The 18,190-nt window shown below is 67.9% G+C and carries 15 protein-coding genes; 4 read left to right on the top strand and 11 right to left on the bottom strand.

Translation table 11 applies throughout. The features are described from left to right. Nucleotides 1–61 precede the first annotated feature (61 nt). Entirely contained in the window at nt 62–970 is a 909-nt protein-coding gene (locus tag ABTV68_RS03315; protein WP_433676203.1) for a sugar phosphate isomerase/epimerase family protein, read from the bottom strand. A 216-nt stretch (nt 971–1,186) separates the two neighbouring features. Here ABTV68_RS03315 and ABTV68_RS03310 point away from each other — a divergent pair, with 216 nt between their 5' ends. Continuing rightward, nucleotides 1,187–2,386, top strand: a complete 1,200-nt coding sequence (locus tag ABTV68_RS03310; protein WP_433676202.1) for an ROK family protein — start codon at nt 1,187–1,189, stop codon at nt 2,384–2,386. Between the two features lie 221 nt (nt 2,387–2,607). Beyond that, nucleotides 2,608–4,089, top strand: a complete 1,482-nt coding sequence (locus ABTV68_RS03305) for a carboxylesterase/lipase family protein (protein ID WP_433676201.1) — start codon at nt 2,608–2,610, stop codon at nt 4,087–4,089. A gap of 313 nt (nt 4,090–4,402) precedes the next feature. On the opposite strand, the gene ABTV68_RS03300 is transcribed toward ABTV68_RS03305, so the two are convergent. From ABTV68_RS03300 to ABTV68_RS03265, 8 genes are all read right to left on the bottom strand, one after another. Next, the gene (locus ABTV68_RS03300; RefSeq protein WP_433676200.1) at nt 4,403–5,389 is read right to left on the bottom strand and encodes an LLM class F420-dependent oxidoreductase; all 987 of its coding nucleotides are present in this window, start codon (nt 5,387–5,389) and stop codon (nt 4,403–4,405) included. 110 nt (nt 5,390–5,499) lie between these two features. Then, complete coding sequence (locus ABTV68_RS03295; protein WP_433676199.1) at nt 5,500–6,393, bottom strand: carbohydrate ABC transporter permease; 894 nt, start codon at nt 6,391–6,393, stop codon at nt 5,500–5,502. Beyond that, nucleotides 6,393–7,379, bottom strand: a complete 987-nt coding sequence (locus ABTV68_RS03290) for a carbohydrate ABC transporter permease (RefSeq protein ID WP_433676198.1) — start codon at nt 7,377–7,379, stop codon at nt 6,393–6,395. The genes ABTV68_RS03295 and ABTV68_RS03290 overlap by 1 nt, the downstream gene beginning before the upstream one ends. 1 nt (nt 7,380) lies before the next feature. After that, on the bottom strand, nt 7,381–8,709 hold the full coding sequence (locus ABTV68_RS03285; RefSeq protein WP_433676197.1) for an ABC transporter substrate-binding protein: 1,329 nt from the start codon (nt 8,707–8,709) through the stop codon (nt 7,381–7,383). Between the two features lie 53 nt (nt 8,710–8,762). Continuing rightward, nucleotides 8,763–9,944, bottom strand: a complete 1,182-nt coding sequence (locus ABTV68_RS03280) for an ROK family transcriptional regulator (RefSeq protein ID WP_433676196.1) — start codon at nt 9,942–9,944, stop codon at nt 8,763–8,765. 272 nt (nt 9,945–10,216) lie between these two features. Next, nucleotides 10,217–11,173 (bottom strand): DNA-methyltransferase, encoded by a 957-nt coding sequence (locus tag ABTV68_RS03275; RefSeq protein WP_433676195.1) that lies wholly within the window; start codon nt 11,171–11,173, stop codon nt 10,217–10,219. Next, entirely contained in the window at nt 11,152–12,201 is a 1,050-nt protein-coding gene (locus tag ABTV68_RS03270; protein ID WP_433676194.1) for a lipoyl protein ligase domain-containing protein, read from the bottom strand. Before ABTV68_RS03270 ends, ABTV68_RS03275 begins: the two co-directional genes overlap by 22 nt. A 117-nt stretch (nt 12,202–12,318) precedes the next feature. Next, nucleotides 12,319–13,164, bottom strand: a complete 846-nt coding sequence (locus ABTV68_RS03265) for an alpha/beta fold hydrolase (RefSeq protein WP_433676193.1) — start codon at nt 13,162–13,164, stop codon at nt 12,319–12,321. Between the two features lie 212 nt (nt 13,165–13,376). Here ABTV68_RS03265 and ABTV68_RS03260 point away from each other — a divergent pair, with 212 nt between their 5' ends. Together ABTV68_RS03260 and ABTV68_RS03255 are read left to right on the top strand one after the other, a co-directional pair. Next, the gene (locus ABTV68_RS03260) at nt 13,377–13,820 is read left to right on the top strand and encodes a MarR family winged helix-turn-helix transcriptional regulator (RefSeq protein WP_433676192.1); all 444 of its coding nucleotides are present in this window, start codon (nt 13,377–13,379) and stop codon (nt 13,818–13,820) included. Next, nucleotides 13,817–15,175, top strand: coding sequence for an MFS transporter (locus tag ABTV68_RS03255; protein WP_433676191.1), 1,359 nt, complete (start codon nt 13,817–13,819; stop codon nt 15,173–15,175). Before ABTV68_RS03260 ends, ABTV68_RS03255 begins: the two co-directional genes overlap by 4 nt. A gap of 50 nt (nt 15,176–15,225) precedes the next feature. Here the strand turns inward: ABTV68_RS03255 and ABTV68_RS03250 are convergent, their stop codons facing one another. Together ABTV68_RS03250 and ABTV68_RS03245 are read right to left on the bottom strand one after the other, a co-directional pair. Further along, nucleotides 15,226–16,725, bottom strand: coding sequence for a DUF4038 domain-containing protein (locus ABTV68_RS03250; RefSeq protein ID WP_433676190.1), 1,500 nt, complete (start codon nt 16,723–16,725; stop codon nt 15,226–15,228). Nucleotides 16,726–16,756: 31 nt separating this feature from the next. Beyond that, nucleotides 16,757–18,190, bottom strand: a complete 1,434-nt coding sequence (locus ABTV68_RS03245) for an aldehyde dehydrogenase (NADP(+)) (protein ID WP_433677534.1) — start codon at nt 18,188–18,190, stop codon at nt 16,757–16,759.

The following is an 18,190-nucleotide window of genomic DNA, read 5'->3' as shown; positions in this document are numbered from 1 at the left end:
GCTCTATCCCATCACGCGCACGCGAGCGTAGTCCTGACGACCATCGCGTCACAGACATTCGTTACCCCCGAGCGACCCACTTCCGCAGCGTCGCGGCTTCGTGCACGAGCAGGTCAGGATCGTCGTTCGGCACGAACTCCAGCAGGGCGTCGCGTGGCTCGATCGCGGTGCGGAACAGCGCGCTCCACAGGCTCTCCCGTTCTGCCAACCGCACGCGCTCCGTGGTCGGCCACCAGGAGAAGACATGCACGGCCGCGACCGCATCGCGCAGCAGATCGTATTCGTGCAGCGCCGCTTCATCGGATGCTCCGACCGTCGGCTGCCAATAGGTGCGCAGCGCGGGCACATCGTCGAGGAGCCTGCGAACCGCGGCCGGAGTATCGGCGATGGTGCCCGAGTGATACTCCAGCGCCAGCGTGATACCCAGGCTGTGGGCCGCCGTCGTGGCGGCGGCGATCGCCTGCGTGATCGCGCGACGTTCGGCGTCGCTCGCTTCGTTCGAGCCGATTCGTCCGGCCCAGATCCGCACGCGGTCCGCGCCGAGCGCCGCAGCGGAATCCAGCACCGGCGTGATGTCCTCGTCCGCGCGCCAGTACGACCCGTACGACGCGACCGCCAGACCTGCATCCGCCGTTCGCCGCGCGACGCCTTCCGCGAGGGTCGTGTCCCCGGCCGGGACGTGGATGTCGCCGCCCCACTCGATGCACTCCAGCCCCGCTTCGGCGGCTGCCGTGATGATGTCCTCTGCGCTGAGCTGACGGAAGGTGACCGAGCACAGTCCGGTTCGGGGGCGAGTCACGGCTTGGCTTGGCACTCGCCCGATGTCGGCCTGATGCCCGCTGTCCGGCACTCGCCCCGTGCCGGCCTGATGCCCCGCGTCGCTCTCCGGCCTACGCACACGTTCCGACTCCTGCGCAGCCGAATGTCCACGATCGGTCTGCCGCATCGCCTCTCCCGCGTCCGTCGCCATGTCTCCAGCCAAGTCCACGCCCGGTCAGCTCCGCAACCGCAGGGCAGTCGGTCAGCCCGAGATGGCAGTCGTGAACGCATGAAAGTGCGCCCAACGCATGACGGATCTTGGCGAATACTCCTGGATTCGGCGCATGTTCATCGATTCACCGCGCGCCGCGCTCCGACGCAGGCGCCAATGACACGGCGAGCCCGCGCTCTGCGAGACAATTGATGAGTGCCTTCCCCTGACTCCCTTCGCGGTTCGCTCACCTCGGAGGATGTGCGTCGCCACAATCTCGGGCTGGTCGCGCTGGCTCTGACGTCCGGCCCGCTGTCACGCAGTGAGCTCGCTCTGGAGACAGGCCTCACACGGGGGGCCATCACGTCCCTGTCGGCGGAGTTGATCGAGCACGAGATCATCCGCGAATCCGACCGCATCGCCCCCGAAGGGCGTGGTCGACCGAAGACGCTGCTGGAGTTGTCGGCCACCGACGTGGCGCTGATCATCGCCACCCTGGACGCAGATCGCGTGGAGGCCGTGGTCTCCACACTCGACGGCCAACGTCTCGGCCGATTCTCCCGGCGACACGGCCGTCCGATCGGTGATCCGGGTCCCGTCATCGACGCGCTCGCACTGGTGGTGTCGGAGGCTCTCGCCCACGCCGCGACGATCGGTCGTCCGCTGGCAGATCTGTCGGTGGTGGTGTGGGCTCCCGTCGGGGGCACACCCGCGGTCGTGCTCGCCGACACGGATCTCGGCTGGGAACGCGTCGACGTCATCGGGCTTCTGAAGAAACGCCTCCCCCGACTCAGCGCCGCACAGATCCCCATGATCGCCGACACCTCTGTCGCCGCGCTGGAAGAGCACGCCGATGCCGGCGCACCGGATCACCTCGTGTACCTCAAGAGCGATTCGGGGATCGGCGGCGCGGTGTTCGCCGACGGCCGCCCGCTGACCGGCACCGCGGGGTGGGCGGGCATGCTCGGACACCTGCCAATGATCCCCGACGGCGTGCTCTGTGACTGTGGACAGCGCGGGTGTCTGGTCACCGTGGCAGGACCCGACGCTCTTCTCGCGGCGACCGGCCTCACGCAGACGGCGCACGATGTCGGACTCGACGCCGCACTCAGTCACTTTGTTGCGGGTGTGCGCGCGGGCGCCCCCGAGTGCGTCGCCGCGTGGGCGGAGGCGCTGCCCCACGTCGCGCGGACACTCCAGATCGCCCTGCTCACGGTGGGTGCGGATCGCGTCGTGCTGGGCGGGTATCTGGCGTCCTTCGCCGATGACATCGCCGACGAACTCGCCCGGATCGCGGTGACAGCGGGCCGCACCATGCCCCCGCGCGTGAGCGCCAGCCGACTTGGCCCCGATGCTGCGCTGCTCGGTGCCGAACGTGCGGCTCGACTGCGGATGATCGACACGCTCCTCGGCTGACTCTCGTCAGGCCGGCACTTGCTCCCCGCTCCACCGTCGCGGCACTGAACGGACGGCATCGCTCGCCCGCGCCAAACCAGCCGATGCAGACCGCGGGATCGGATCAAAACCGAATGTCAATTGCTTTTCAGTGGATTGTCGCTTAATTTATTTCACGGAATGAACTTAAGCGCCGGTCGCTACGCTGATGAGCATCGGTGCCCCCTCGATCCGGAGACGACATGACCGAATCCCCCGCACACGTCGAAGTCCAGACAGCCGCCGGTCGCGTGCGCGGCGCGTGGCGTGAGGTCGCCGGATCGTCGGTGCGCAGCGCGGCGTTCCTCGGCATCCCGTTCGCACAGGCACCCGTCGGAGATCTGCGATTCGCGGCGCCGCAGCCGGCCGAACCGTGGCCGGACGTGCGTGATGCGCTGGAGCAGGGCGCCACCGCACAGCGCGGCGATCCCGGCGTCACGCTGATCCCGGAGCCGTCGGTGCCCGGTGAGAGCACCCTCAACGCCAACGTCTTCACCCCGGCGCCCGGCGACACCGCGGCGAAGCTGCCCGTACTGGTCTGGATCCACGGCGGCGGATACTTCGCCGGATCCCCTGCGAGCCCCTGGTACGACGGTCGGGCTTTCAACCGCGACGGGGTCGTGACGGTCTCGATCGGGTACCGCCTCGGCTTCGACGGCTTCGGGCACATCGAGGGCGCCCCCTCCAACCGCGGTGTGCGTGACTGGCTGGCCGGGCTGGAGTGGGTGCAGCAGAACATCGCGGCGTTCGGCGGAGATCCGTCGCGCGTCACGATCGCGGGCCAGTCCGCCGGTGGTGGTGCCGTGCTGACCCTTCTCGGCATGCCCGCCGCCCAGCACCTCTTCCACGGCGTCTATGCACTGTCCAGCGCTCTCGCGGATGTCTCGCCCGAACGCGCCCGTGCATTCAGCACGAAGATGGCGCGCGAGCTGGGCGTTCCCGCCACGCGCGATGGATTCGCGTCAGTATCCGAAGAAGAGGTTCTCACCGCGCAGCGCAAGCTCAGCCAGCTCGACCTCAGCTCGATGGGCGAGACGATCGACGAAGGCCTCGGACTCGGACCCGCGATCGACGACGACCTCATCGTCCGACCCACGACGCAGTCGCTGGCGCAGGGCATCGGATCCGACAAACCCCTCGTACTCGGCGCCGCGGACGACGAGTTCTCGATGGCGGTTCAGGACCAGGCGAGCAAGCTCCGCTGGATCCCGCTCGCGCTGCTGCTGCGTCCGTTCAAGCTGTCGTCGGCCGTTCGCCGTGGATATCTCGCCGCCAACCGTGCCGTCGTCGCGCGTGGTCACGCCGCCGTGCTCGGACGACTGATCACCGACAAGATGTTCCGCACCGGGGTGGTGAAGACCGCTCGCGCCCGCGGCGGTGCCCCCACGTGGGTGTATCGAATCGCGTTCCGCTCGACGAAGTTCGACGCGGCGGTGCACTGCATCGACGTACCGTTCTTCTTCGACTGTCTCGACGGCCCGGCCGTCGACGCACTGACCGGACCGAACCCGCCGCAGGCCCTGGCCGACGCGATCCATGGCGCTGCCGTGACCTTCGTGAAGACGGGGAACCCGGGCTGGACGGCATGGTCCGCGGTGCCGAACTCCGGCATCGTGTTCGGCGGTGCGACCGCGACGACGGCGGAAGAGGTCGGCGGCTTCGCCTCCGTCGAACCCCTGCTGTAGCGAGACACGGAACTGTCAGCGCTGCACCCGAGCGAGACACGGAACTGTCAGCGCAGCACGCGATCGCGACGCGGAACCGTGGACGCCGCGAGCCGGGCCCTCTCCGGGCCGGCCGAACGTGACCGTCAGCGCAGCACCCGAGCGAGACACGGAACTGTCAGCGCAGCACGCGATCGCGACGCGGAACCGTGGACGCCGCGAGCCGGGCCCTCTCCGCGCCGGCCGAACGTGACCGTCAGCGCAGCACCCGAGCGAGACACGGAACCGTGGACGCCGCGAGCCGGGCCCTCTCCGCGCCGGCCGAACGTGACCGTCAGCGCAGCGCCGGGATCACCTCGCTCGCGAACAGCTCGAGCCCGGACCGGTCATACGCAGCCTCCGGGAAGTAGTGGATCGCGTAGCCGAGGCCGTGCTCGGCTCGCTCGGCGAGTTTCGCCACGATCTGTGCCGGCGTGCCGAAGGCGTCTGAAGCGCGATATTCCGCCTCGATGCGCGCGGCGCGATCGTCGCCGACGTGCGGGCGCAGTCGATCGATCACCCGCGACAGACGCTCGTCGGCCTCCGCCTCGGTGGTCGCGATGATCGTGTTGAAGTTGGACGATCGGGTGATCTCGGTGTCATCGCGGCCGAGCGCGCGACAGTGCTCCGTGAGCACCGCGTTCTTGTGATCGAACTCCTCGAGGGTGCCGGTGAAGTTCGTGTACGACGCCGCCTGTGCCGCGAGCTTGAGGGTGACCTTCTCGCCGCCGCCCGCGATCCACAGTGGGATCCCGCCGTCCTGGAGTGGCTGCGGCTGAACGATCGCGCCATCGACCTGGTAGTACCGGCCGTTCAGTGTGGCGGTACCGGTGCGCCAGGCCTGGCTCATGATGTCGACGCCCTCGCGCAGCATGCGGAGGCGATCGGGGATGTCGGGGAAGCCGTACCCGTAGGCGCGCCACTCGTGCTCGTACCAGCCACCGCCGATGCCCATCTCCGCGCGCCCGCCCGACACGATATCGACCGTCGCGGCGACCTTCGCGAGGTACGCCGGGTTGCGATATCCCATGCACGTGCACATCTGCCCGAGTCGGATCCGCGAGGTCGACGCCGCAAACGCCGCCATCAGCGTCCAGGCCTCGTGGGTGGCCTCGCCGCTCGGAACCGGGGTGGTGTGGAAGTGGTCGTACACCCACAGCGACTCCCACGGTCCGCTGTCGAGGTCGGCGGCGATGCCGTGCATCGTCGCCCACTGCTCGGCGGGGTCGATGCCCACCAGATCGAATCGCCAGCCCTGCGGAATGAACGCACCGAATCTCATGCGGCCAGCCTAGATCCGCCGGCCCCTGTCCGCGAGACTTCCATCTGTGGGCGAGAATCGTCGCGTTGCACGGATTCCGGCCCACAGACGGAAGTCTCGCGGGACATGGGTCAGCCCTTCACACCCGAGAACTTGATGCCCTCGACGAACTGCTTCTGTGCGGCGAAGAACAGGATCGCCACGGGGATCATGACGAGCACGGTGGCCGCCATCGTGAGATTCCACTGCACGTGGTGCTGCGACTGGAACGAGGCCAGCGCGAGCGACAGCGTCCATTCGTCCTGGTTCTCACCCGCATAGAGCAGTGGTCCGAAGTAGTCGTTCCACGCGTTCAGGAAGCTGAACAGGGCCGCGGCCGCGATTCCGGGGCGCGCCATCGGGATCACCACACGCCACAGCACGCCGAACTCGCTCGCGCCATCGATGCGCGCGGCATCGATGTACGACTGCGGGATCGTGACGAGGAACTGACGCAGCAGGAAGATGCTGAAGGCATCGCCGAACAGATTCGGCAGGATCAGCGGCCAGAGCGACCCGGTGAGACCCAGATGGGCCCACACCACGTACATCGGGATCGCCGTCACCTGGGTCGGCAGCAACATCGCGATGATCACGAAGTAGAACGCGGCATTGGAGCCCTTCCACTTCATCCGCGCGAGAGCGTAAGACACCGGGATGCTAGAGAGCAGCATGAACAGCGTGGCGAGGCACGCGTACAGCAGCGTGTTGCCGAAGTAGCGCAGGAGCGGAACCCGGTTGAACACCTCGACGAAGTTCTCCGGGTGCCACGTGGTGGGCCAGAGGTTGCTCGTCAGCGCCTGTTGGTCGCTCATGAAGGCGGTGAGCACCACGAACACCAGCGGCGCGACGAACATGATCACCAGGGCGATCGCGACGGCGTGCACCGCGACCCAGGTGAGGAAGTTCTGCCGCTTCGCGCTGCGCGGCGCACGGGTGCGGGTGCGGTCAGCGCGGGCCGGAACGGTCAACGCCTGCGTGGCCATCACTCGTCCTCTCCGACACCCGCGAACCGCATCCGGCGCACGAGCACGATGGTGAAGATTCCCGACAACACGAAGAGCACGATCGCCATCGCCGAGGCGTAGCCCATGTGGTACTGCCGGAACGCCTGCTCGTACAGCCACATGGGGAAGGTCAGGGTGGAGTTGTCGGGATACCCGAGCGACGGTGTCGGGCTTCCCGACGCCGTCTGCCCTGCCACGATCGCCTCCGTGAAGTACTGCAGGCCGACGATGATCGAATTGACCACCGTGAACAGCAGCACCGGGGTGATGGCCGGCAGCGTGACATGCCAGAACTGCTTGAACTCGCCCGCGCCATCGAGCGACGCGGCCTCGTAGAGTTCCGTCGGCACATCCAGCAGCGCCGCCAGCAGGATGACCATCGCCGAGCCGCTCATCCAGAGGGCGATCGTGGTGAGACCGGGCTTGGACCACGCCGGATCGTTGAACCACAGCGGAGCATCGATACCGATCCACCGCAGGAACTGGTTCACAGGACCCGACCCGGGGCTCAGCAGGAACACGAACGAGAGCACGGCCGCCACCGGCGGGGTGAGCGACGGCAGGTAGAACAGCGTCCGGAACACGCCGGCTCCGCGGCGGATTCGAACGAGCACCAGCGCCACGAACAGACCGAACCCGACACGACCGATCGTCACGGCGATCGTCAGCCACACGGTGTTGCTCAGCGCCTTCCACACCAGCGGGTCCTTGGACAGGAGGTGGATGTAGTTGCTGAATCCCGCGAAGGTGGGGTCGTTGATCAGGTCGAAGTTCGTGAACGAGTAGAACAGCGTGGCGATCAGCGGGTAGACGAAGAACACCAGCGCGCCGATGATCCACGGCGACATGAACAGCAGCACGGTGAGGTTGCGTCGCCTCTTCGTGCGGGTGGGTCGCGCGACCGGCGGTGCCGGCGCCCCCGCGGGGGCGGCCGGAGCCACCCCCGCGGTCGTGACAGCGCTCATCTCACTGCCCCAGTGCGTTGGCGTCGTCGATCTGCTGGTCGACATCCTTCAGTCCGGCAGCGAGATCCGTCTTCGAGCCGCCGACGAATGCCGTCTCGAAGTCCTGGGCGATCTTGGTGTACGCGTTGCCGTTCTTCGTGGCCGGGTTGGTCTGCACCTTGCCGCTGTCGAACATGTCGAGGAACGTCTGGAACTGCTCCGGCAGCTTCAGGTCCGGCGACTTCAGCGCGTCCGTGGACGTCGGCACGTTGCCGAGCGCATTCGCCAGCGTGACAAGGGCGTCGGTGTCGGTGGTGAGGTACTTGATGACCTCCCACGCGGCACCGGCGTTCTGCGCACCCTTCGGCATGCCGATCACCGTTCCCGTGGTGTAGCCCGTGCCGTAGAGTTCGGGGTGGTCGTCGGCGACGGGCATCGGAGCGGTGGCGTAGTCGAGATCGGGGGCGCCGTCCGTGATGAAGGCCGTGCGGTACTCGCCGTCGAAGGCCATCGCGATGCGTCCGGTCTGGAAGTCCTGCTCGGCCGAGTACTGCTGACCGGCCTCCGCTGTGAAACGGGTGATGTTGTCGAGCCCGTAGAAGTCGGTGATCTCCTTCTGCCACTCGAACATGTCGGTCCAGGCGGGATCGGCCGCGAGGTTCGACTTCCCGTCCTTCGTCTGCCACGTGGCGCCCCACTGCGGCGCGAGCATCTCGATCGCGTTGGCGTAGTACCCCGGCGTCGGCACGTATCCGGCCACCTTGATGGAGCCATCCGCGTTGAACTGCGTGAGCTTCTTGATGTCCTCAGTGAACTCGCTCATCGTCTTCGGCGGCTCCGTGATGCCGGCGTCGGCGAACAGCTTCTTGTTGTAGTAGAGGCCGTAGACGTCTGCGAGGAGGGGCATGGTGCATCGCACACCGTCGTACTGCGTGTAGTCGAGCGTTGCCTGCGGGATCTTCGTGAGGTCGACCTTGTCGCGGTCGATGTAGTCCGTGAGGTCCTGGAACGTGCCGGACGAGCAGAACTGACCGACCGCGTTGCTGGAGAAGGATATGGCCACATCCGGGGACTTTCCGCCGCGGATCGCCTGAGTGATCTTGTCGTCGGTCTGACTGCCGACGTTCTTGACGGTGATGTTCGGGTGCAGTTCGTGGAACTTCGCGAGAATGCCGTCGAGGGCGGCGAGCTCACGATCGGAGAACGCGCTCCACACGGTGACGGTGACCTTCTCGTCGTCACCGGGGGCCGCAGCGGGCGCACCGCTGGTGCCGCCGCCGGTGCCGGAACAGCCGCTGAGGGCGAGAGCGCTGGCGGCCACGAGGCCGGCCAGGGCGATGGACTTCTTCATTGATGTCTCCGATCGTGCTGTGGTGGGGAGGATGCCGTTTTCCGGCGAGGGGATCAGTTGTCGAGGGAGCCGCGCGCGAACACGCGCTGCTGCAGGCGGGCGACGGCCAGCTGTCCGGCGCCGACGAGGATCGCGTCATCCCGATGCGCCTGCCGCGCCCAGGTGAGGTGACCGGTGCGATCGCGCGTGAGCAGCCGGTCGACCTCGTCGCGGATGCGGGCGAGCAGGAGATCGCCACCGGCGTCGATGTAGCTTCCGCCCAGGATCACGAGCTGCGGGTCGATGACCGTGATCAGCACCACCGCGCCGCGGGCGATGCGCGCCGCGGTCTCCTGGATCACCGCGCGAGCGGAGTCCTTCTCGCGATACTCGGCCGCGCACGCGGCGATCAGGTCGCGCGCGCTGCGCTCGGGGCGGCCGTAGCGCGCACCCACACCGAGAATCGCGACCGGGTCGAGCGCTCCGCCGAGGTCGGACGCCCCACCGTGGTCTACGGGACCGGCAAGGTCAGGGGTGGGAAGGTAGTCGATCTCACCGGCACCCCCGGAGTTTCCCCGGTGCAGCTGCCCCTGCAGCACCACCGCGGAGCCGAGTCCGACCGTGTCGACCCAGAGGAACACCGCGGAGGTGATCCCCCGCTCCACGCGGTCGTCGTTCTCCGCGAGCGCCAGCAGGTTCACGTCGTTCTCGATGTCGACGGGGAAACCCAGGCGGCTGGAGAGCAGTTCGACGACGTTGACGCCGGTCCACTCCAGGAATCGGGGCGTGTACAGCAGATGCCCGGTGGCCGGGTCGATCGCGCCGGGAACGCCGACCACGGCCTCGGAGATCTGGGACCGCGCGATGCCACTCTCGGCGCACGCATCCTCCAGCGCTGCCACGACCGTGTCCAGCGTGTCGGAGCTGTGGTTCTCGCGGCGCGCCCGGACGCGTTCGCGACCAGCGGCGTCGTACAGCGCGACCTCGACGAGATCGTGGCGCAGGTCGATCGCGGCCGTGGCACCGGCGTCGCCGCGAATGCTCCAGAGCTGAGCGCGCGGACCCGGGCCGCTGGCGCGCAGCCCGCCGGGTTCGATGAGTCCGGCACGCTCGAGGCGCGCAAGGAGATCGGTGACGGCGGGCTTCGAGAGGCCGATCAGGTCCTGGAGCTCGGAGCGCGCGATCGGTCCGTTGTCGGCGATAAGCCGCAGCGCCGCCTGGTCGTTGCGCAAGCGCATCTGTGCGGGTGCCGACATCGTGTCTCCTCTTCGAGAATCGACTGGAAACTTACCAGTCGATTGCTGAGACTACGACGCTCCTGCCCCGCCGTCAACCCAACACCCGCGATGGAGGGCCGGCCACCGTGTTGCCTCGAGGTGCACACATCACCCGCGAGACTTCCGTCTGTGGGTGACAATCGCCGCGTTGCGCGGATTTTCGCCCACAGACGGAAGTCTCACGGGACATGGGGTACGCCGGAGAGAGCCCGGACATGAGGCACGACGACCCGGGCTTGAGGTGCGCGGGCTCAGTCGGTGAGCTGCTCGTACTCGGAGTGGTCGGCGTCGTCGGGGGCGACGAAACGTGCGCGCGGGAGACGCGAACGCATCACGACGGCGGCCGTGCGATTGTCGTCCACCAGCACCGCGTGCCGGCCCAGTTCATCGGCCACGACACCCGTGGTGCCGGAGCCCGCGAACATGTCCAGCACCATGTCGCCGGGGCGCGAGGACGCCTGCACGATACGACGCAGGATCCCCTCCGGCTTCTGGGTCGGATACCCCGTCTTCTCCTTGCCGGACGTGGGCACGATGGTGTGCCACCACACGTCGGTCGGGAGCTTTCCGCGCGCGGCCTTCTCGGCCGTGACCAGGCCCGGAGCCATATATGGCTCGCGGTCCACGTCGTCGGAGTTGAACACGTAGTTGTCGGGGTTCTTCACGTACACGAGGATCGTCTCGTGCTTGGTGGGCCAGCGCTTGCGGGTCTTGCCGCCGTAGTCGTAGGCCCAGATGATCTCGTTCAGGAAGTTGTCGCGACCGAAGATGGCATCCAGCATCACCTTCGCGTAGTGCGCCTCGCGATAGTCGAGGTGAAGGTACAGCGTGCCATCGTCGGCGAGCAGCCGCCAGGCCTCCCAGAGGCGCGGCTCCAGGAACTCCCAGTAGTCGTCGAATCGATCATCAAAGCTGTGCAGCGCACCACGAATCCGCTCGTACGCGCGACCGTGGAAGCCACGACGGATGACCGCCTCGGTGATCTCGTCGCTTTCCGTGGCGCGTTCCGCCGGGTCGAGTCCCAGGCTCTCGTCGGTCACGTCCTGCGGGATCGAGCGCGTGGTCTCGATCGCCTTCTCCCGCGTGCGTCCGGTGTTGAACGGCGGATCGAGATAGACCAGCGTGAACGAGGCGTCGGGGTAGGGGCGCAGGACGTCGAGATTGTCGCCCTCGAAGATGGTGACCGTCACGGGACGCGGTGCAGCCACGCGTCGGTGGCGAACTTGGTCTCGACGAGACGCTCGGCATCGGCGTATTCGTCGGCAGCGATCGTGCCGTCCACGGCCCCGGTGAGCTGGCGGAACGTGCCGATGAACGCCTGGATCACGTCATCGCGCGACAGCCCGGTCTGCGAGCGCAGCGGATCGACACGCTTGGCGGCGGACGTGGTCCCCTTGTCGGACAGTTTCTCCCGACCGATGCGCAGCACTTCGGTCATCATCTGACCGTCGATGTCGTAACTCATCGTGGCGTGATGCAGCACACCGCCGTTGGCGAGGCGTTTCTGCGCGGCGCCACCGATCTTCCCGGTGGGACTCGCGATGTCATTGAGGGGCTGGTAGGTGGCATCGATACCCAGCGAGCGCAGCGCCTGCAGCACCCAGTCGTCGAGGTAGGCGTAGGAGTCGGCGAACGTCATGCCCGCAACCATCTTGGCGGGCACGTACAGGGAGTAGGTGATGATCTGACCGGCGGCCATCATCATCGCCCCGCCGCCCGAGATGCGACGCACCACCTGGAAGCCGTGGCGTGCGGCACCCTCCGGATCCACCTCATTGCGATAGGACTGGAACGAGCCGATCACCACGGCCGACTCGTCCCACTCCCAGATCCGCAGGGTGGGCTTGCGTCGCCCCTCCCCCACGCGCGTGGTGAGGACCTCATCGAGGGCGAGATTCATGTTCGGGGACACGGCGGGGTCGCGGACGATCTCCCACTCGAAGTCCTTCCACCCGGGTGCGGTCACCAGAGCGCGGCGGACGGCGGTACCGACCGACTCCGGCGTGAGTCCCAGCAGCTGCGCCCCCTCCGGAAGAGCAGCGCGCACGGCGGCGGCGATCGTGGCGACGTCGGCGGTCTCGGGCAGCCCCTCGATCGCGGCGTTGATGTCGTCCAGAGCCGAATCGGGCTCGAGGAAGAAGTCACCCGCCAGGTGGAAATCACTGATCCGTCCGCCGTCGACCGCGAAGTCGACGACGACGAGCTTCCCCCCGGGAACCTTGTACTCGCCGTGCATCCTCCCAGCCTAGTTTGCGAGGGGCGATGGGGCATCCCGTGGGCGGGGCATCCCGTGGGCACGGCATCCCGTGGGCGCGGCATCCCGCGGGCAGCGCGACGGGGCAGCGCGACGCGCTCAGTCGCGAGGGAAGCGCGCGTTCAGCCACCCCAGCAGGTCCGCGCGCACCTTCTCCTGGTCGACCTCGTTGAAGATCTCGTGACGAGCGCCCGGGTAAACATAGACGGTGACATCGGTGAGCTTCGAGCGGGTCCGATAGTCGTCGGCGAGCCTGTGCACGCTGCGCGGTCCACCGACCGGGTCTTCCGATCCGACGATCAGCAGCACCGGGAGGTCTTTCGCCATCGCACCGGCGCGTCCGCGGATGCGCAGGGTGTCGCGAATGCCGAACAGCTTCGGCAGCGGCGTCTCCGTGGTGAGCGGATCGTTGCGGAAGCCCTCCTGCACCTCGCGGACCGAACACAGCCACTCCAGCCCGTGCGCTCCGGGGCCGTCCCAGCGCTGATTGAGGGGACGGGAGTTCAGTCCGGTGAAGGTGCGCTGAGCACTGCCGGAGAGGATCACCGCGTCGTAACGCTCGGCGTGCTGTGCGATCAGCTCCTGCGACATCAGCGAACCCCATGAGTGTCCGAGGAGCACGAGCGGAAGTGTCGGGTTCTCGGCGCGGATCAGCTCGGTGAACTGCGCCAGCGCCGCGATCGTGGCTCGGAGTCCCCCGGGGCCCAGGCGCCCGAGCTTGCTGACGTCTCCGCCCCACTGCTTCATTCCCGTACGACCATGGCCGCGATGATCGTCGGCATAGACGATCCATCCCTCGCCCTGCAGCGCGGCGATGAGGAGCGCGTAACGACCGGCGTGCTCGCCGACGCCGTGCGCCAGCTGCACCACCCCACGTGCTTCGCCGATGGCGTCGTAGCGGTCGTAGACGATCGTGATGCCATGCGCGTCGATGTATTCGGGCATGCCGCGAGTCTAGGCCGCGGAAGAGTCAGCGCCGCAACATCCCCCGCGAGACTTCCGTCTGTGGGCGAAACACGGCGCAATGCGGCGATTCTCGCCCACAGAGGGAATTCTCGCGGGTCATGGGTGCACGTGAGGGGGACGCGCGAGTGGGGGGGGAGGTGGGGGTCGGGGGATTTACTTAGCGAGAGTAATTAGCTATGCTAAAGAAATACATGACTGGCGTGAATGACAATCCCCTGACCAATCCCACCGACGGCGCATCGTTGCGCATGGCCACGTTCCGGCTCGCGCGGCGTCTGCGCACGCATCGCGCGATCGATTCCATGTCGGATGCGCAGTTCGCCGTCCTGGGGGTGCTGCACAAACACGGGCCGTCCACGCTCGGCCAGCTGGCCACCCACGAACGCGTCTCCGCTCCATCGATGAACCGCACGGTCAACAGCCTCGAGGAGGCCGGCTACGTGGTGCGCTCCGCGGACACCGCCGACGGCCGGAAGGTGATCATCACCATCACCGCTCCGGGAACCGCCGTGGTGGAGGCCACCATCGCCAAGCGCGACACGTGGCTGAACCAGGCGCTGGACGAGCTCGACGACGACGAGCACGCCATCCTCGTCCGAGCCGCGGAGATCATGCGGAAGGTGGCCGATCGATGAGCAGCGGCGCGACCTTCCGCTCCCTCCGGGTCTTCAACTACCGCGTCTGGTTCATCGGCGCACTGATCTCCAACGTCGGCGCGTGGATGCAGTCGACCGCGCTGCAGTGGGTGGTGCTCACGCAGCTCACCGACAACGACGCCGGGGCCATGGGCGTCACGATGGGGCTGCAGTTCGCTCCGCCGCTGCTGCTCGTGAGCATCACCGGCATGGTCGCCGACCGGTTCGATCGACGCAAGCTGCTGATGATCACGCAGTCCGTCATGCTGCTGCTCGGCGCTGTCATGGGCGTGCTGCTGCTGTCCGATGTGATGACCCTGCCGATGATGTACGGCTTCGCCTTCTCGCTCGGCCTCGTGCAGGCTTTCGACAACCCCGCTCGCCAGGCCTTCGTGTCCGACATGGTCTCGCGCGAGAACGCCTCGAACGCCGTGGCCCTGAACGCCGCATCCTTCAACATGGCTCGCATGCTCGGCCCCGCGGCCGCCGGCATCGTCGTGGTGGCCATCGGCACCGGCTGGGTGTTCTTCGCCAACTCGATCACGTTCATCGCGATGCTCATCGCCCTCGCGATGATGCGCCCCGCCGAACTGGTCCCCCGCGTCCGGCAGAAGGGACCGGAGCGGCTGGCCGACGGCTTCCGCTACGTCACGCGCCGCCCCGACCTCATCGTCACGTTCATCATGGTGTTCCTGCTGAGCGCGTTCGGCATGAACCTGCCGATCTTCACCTCCACGATGGCGGTGGAGTTCGGCCGTGACGCCGACGGCTTCGGCGTGCTGAGCTCCGTGGTGGCCATCGGCTCGCTCGCTGGAGCACTCCTAGCCGCTCGACGCGACCGCCCACGTCTCAGCGTCGCGATCGGCGGACTGGCGATGTTCGCCGTCGCGTCCACGATCTCCGCCTTCATGCAGAGCTACTGGCTGTACGCGATCATGCTCGTCTTCGTCGGTTTCTCCACGGTCACCGTCATGACCACCGCGAACGGCCACGTGCAGACCACCACCGACCCGTCACTGCGCGGGCGCGTCATGGCGCTGTACCTGGCCGTGCTGATGGGCGGCACGCCGATCGGCGCCCCCATCGTCGGCTGGGTCGCGCACGCCTATGGCCCGCGCTGGGCGATCATCCTCGGTGCGATCGCGGGCCTCATCGCCTTCGCGGTGGGGGCGATCTGGGTGCTGCGCTCCGGTCGCATCCACCGCTCGACGAGTCGCCGCTTCGCCCTGACCCTGGATCGAACGGCCGCGATCCCGGTGATCCCGGAGGTGGAACCGGAGGAGTTCAGCGACGAGGTCGCCTCCACCACCCCGATCCGCATCGCGCCGGAAGACAAGGACCGGCCGGGGCGCTGACACGCCGCAGCCGCCGCACTCCGCGAGGAGCACGACGGCTGCGATGCGGATCACGCCAGTCGTGTGATCCGCAGGGCGAGCGCCTCCCCCGCCGGAAGCTCCAGCGGCGCATCGTCGTGCGCATAGGCGTCGTTGCGCTGCACCTCGGTGAGCGTGAACACCCGCCCGGTCGGAGTCACGGTCATGTTCCACGTGTCGATGACGTCGATCGCGAACCGATCCCCGATTTCCAGCCGCTCACCGACGTTGCCCTGCGGTAGCCGGAAGGTCCAGGTCTCGGGAGCAGTCGGGAGGTACTGGAGATACTGCCGACGCGGAGCTCCCGCAACGTACGCCGGATCGTCCCACTTGTCGATCGGATCCAACCCGGCGATCTCGAGCTCGTCCAGGATGCGACGCAGGAATCCGGCGCGCACGGCGCTCTGCCCCTGGAACTCGCCGCCCTCCACCATGTGCAGACCGCCGTCCGGGAGAACGAAGCTCTCACCGTGGGTCACGTAGCAGCCGCTCACGGTGGTGATCCACATGCGTCGCACCAGCTCCGCGGCGGACAGGTCGCCCCAGCGGTCGCTGATGTCGCCCTCGTACTTGATCTCGTCGAGGACGATGGGCTTCTCGTAGACGTCGCGATACAGCAGCGCGCGCCCGAAATCGATCGTCGCCGAACCGTTCTGGATCGAGGCGTGCGTGACCCACGGCTGGTTGTTGTCGTAGATGTCCATCCAGTTGTGGATCGAGCGGAGATGATCGTGCGGATCGATGGAGCGCAGCAGCTCTCCCATCCGGGTCCACCGCTCGCGTGGGCGGTCGGTGATGACGTCGAACTCGTTGCACAGCGACCACCAGACGTTCTCGTAGGCCGACAGACGGGCGACGAGATAGCGCAGATAGACGGCGTCCTCCTCTTCGGTCATCCTGTCGAGGCCGAAGAAGCCCTGGTCGTACGCGTTGAAGATGAGGACGTCGGCCTGGATCCCGGCGTCACCGAACGCCTGGACGAGCCGATCGAGTCGCTGGAAGAACGCCGGCACCGGGCGCGACGGATCCCACGATCCGTCGGAGCGCTTCTCGAACGGCATCAGCTCGGGTATGCGTCCCACCCGATCCCCCGCCTGCGGGAACACCATGAAGCGGAACTTGTTCATCCCCGCCTCACGCGTGGCGCGCACCGTGGTGTCGATGCGATCGTCGCTCTGGTGCAGCAGGTTGTACGCTGTAGCGCCCACCGGACGGAAGGGCGTGCCGTCCGCGTGAGCGAAGTGGAAGCCCGCCGCCACGCGCACCGGTCCGCGATGCTCCCCCTCGCCCACCTCGAGCGTGCCGGAGAGTGCGTTCAGCGCGGCGTGCTCACTGCTCGTCTCCCAGGTCCAGGTCCCCGCAAGCGGGGCGGCGAAGCGCACGCGGTACACATCGTCGCCGTCCCAGAATCCGGGGACCCGGGCCGTGTGGCCGCCGAGGCGAAGCGTCATCGTGATCGGGGTGCGATCGGCGGGGATGGGGCTTCCCGGCGCGCGGAAGGTCCATTCGGTGCACTCGTGCACGGTGATCATGGGGTCATCGTCCTTCATGATGGGGTGGATCTCAGGCGAGGGTGAGCACGCCGTTCACACGGCGGGGGATGCCGAGCGGATTCTCATCGCGCAGCGCCGGCGGGAGCACCGCGGCGGGTGCGTCCTGGAACACGATCGGCCGCAGGAAGCGACGCAGTGAGGTGGCGCCGACAGAGGTGTGCAGCGAGGTGGTTGCGGGCCAGGGACCACCGTGGTGCTGCGACCAGGTGACCGCGACGCCCGTGGGCCAGCCGCCGAACAGCACGCGCCCGGCGCGCGCGGACAGCACCGCCACCAGTTCACCGATCTCCTCGTCGGCGCCCGCATGCACCGTGGCAGTGAGGGACCCGGCGAGCCCGGTGAGCGCCTTGTGCAACTCGACAGCATCCGCATACTCGACGATGAGGGTCGCCGGTCCGAAGACCTCCTCCGCCAGCACCGAATTGGCGGCGAACGCGGCGAGCGACACGACGGCAACACCAGGCCCGGCCGCACGATCGCTGCCCTGCGCCGCGGTGACGACGCGGACATCCGCGACCGCCGCGAGGCGGTCCCAGCCGTCCCGATAGGCCTGGGCGATGCCGGGGGTGAGCATCTCCGCCGCAGCGGTTCCGGATGCCGCGGCCGCGACCCGCTCGGCGAACCCGTGCCTGGCGGGGACGAAGATCAGCCCCGGGTTGGTGCAGAACTGTCCGACGCCGAGAGTGAAGGAGGCGGCGAGGCCGGCGGCGAGACCCGCGGCGTCCTGTTCCAGCGCGGCGGGGGTGATCACGACGGGGTTCACGCTGCCCAGCTCGCCGTAGAACGGGATGGGGTCGGGGCGACCGGCAGCGAGATCGAAGAGCGCCCGACCGCCACCCACCGAGCCGGTGAAGGAGCCCGCCGCGATCACCGGATGCACGATGAGCTCGCGCCCCACCTCGCGACCGTGCACCAGCCCGACGACGCCCTCCGGCGCTCCCGCGGCGATCAGCGCACCGGAGAGCACCTCGGCCGTCCGCTCCGACAGCAGCGGGTGGCCGGAATGCGCTTTGACGACCACGGGGCATCCGGCCGCGAGCGCACTCGCGGTGTCGCCGCCGGCCACGGAGAACGCGAACGGGAAGTTCGACGCGGAGTAGTTCGCCACCACGCCCACGGGTATCAGCATGCGCCGCAGCTCCGGCTGCGCGCGCTCGGGCACCGCGTGGTCGATGATCGCCTCGCGCCACGAGCCTTCGCGCACCACGTCGGCCAGCAGACGCAGCTGACCGGTGGTGCGAGCCACCTCGCCCTGCAGCCGCGTGATCGGAAGTCGGCTCTCGTCGTATGCGATCGGGACCAGGTCATCTCGAGCGTCATCGAGTGCGTCCGCTGCCGCGTCCAGCCAGCCCGCACGATCCGCATCCGCGGAGTCCCGGAGCACCGGGGCCGCCGCCGCAGCGCGCGCGATGATCGCCTGGGCCTCGTCAGGGGTGGTGGTGAT

The organism is Microbacterium gorillae, from assembly GCF_050990725.1.
Lineage (GTDB): Bacteria > Actinomycetota > Actinomycetes > Actinomycetales > Microbacteriaceae > Microbacterium > Microbacterium gorillae_A.
The sequence above is the reverse complement of the archived record's forward strand: the minus strand, read 5'-3'. Positions and strand labels throughout refer to the sequence as shown.

Bases quoted from the DNA above. Each gene is read 5' to 3' on its own strand.
- ABTV68_RS03255 (WP_433676191.1), top strand. From the start codon at position 13,817: ATGAGCAGCGGCGCGACCTTCCGCTCCCTCCGGGTCTTCAACTACCGC.
- ABTV68_RS03305 (WP_433676201.1), top strand. From the start codon at position 2,608: ATGACCGAATCCCCCGCACACGTCGAAGTCCAGACAGCCGCCGGTCGC.
- ABTV68_RS03250 (WP_433676190.1), bottom strand. From the start codon at position 16,725: ATGATCACCGTGCACGAGTGCACCGAATGGACCTTCCGCGCGCCGGGA.
- ABTV68_RS03295 (WP_433676199.1), bottom strand. From the start codon at position 6,393: ATGGCCACGCAGGCGTTGACCGTTCCGGCCCGCGCTGACCGCACCCGC.
- ABTV68_RS03290 (WP_433676198.1), bottom strand. From the start codon at position 7,379: ATGAGCGCTGTCACGACCGCGGGGGTGGCTCCGGCCGCCCCCGCGGGG.
- ABTV68_RS03285 (WP_433676197.1), bottom strand. From the start codon at position 8,709: ATGAAGAAGTCCATCGCCCTGGCCGGCCTCGTGGCCGCCAGCGCTCTC.
- ABTV68_RS03260 (WP_433676192.1), top strand. From the start codon at position 13,377: ATGACTGGCGTGAATGACAATCCCCTGACCAATCCCACCGACGGCGCA.
- ABTV68_RS03280 (WP_433676196.1), bottom strand. From the start codon at position 9,944: ATGTCGGCACCCGCACAGATGCGCTTGCGCAACGACCAGGCGGCGCTG.
- ABTV68_RS03270 (WP_433676194.1), bottom strand. From the start codon at position 12,201: ATGCACGGCGAGTACAAGGTTCCCGGGGGGAAGCTCGTCGTCGTCGAC.
- ABTV68_RS03315 (WP_433676203.1), bottom strand. From the start codon at position 970: ATGGCGACGGACGCGGGAGAGGCGATGCGGCAGACCGATCGTGGACAT.
- ABTV68_RS03300 (WP_433676200.1), bottom strand. From the start codon at position 5,389: ATGAGATTCGGTGCGTTCATTCCGCAGGGCTGGCGATTCGATCTGGTG.
- ABTV68_RS03265 (WP_433676193.1), bottom strand. From the start codon at position 13,164: ATGCCCGAATACATCGACGCGCATGGCATCACGATCGTCTACGACCGC.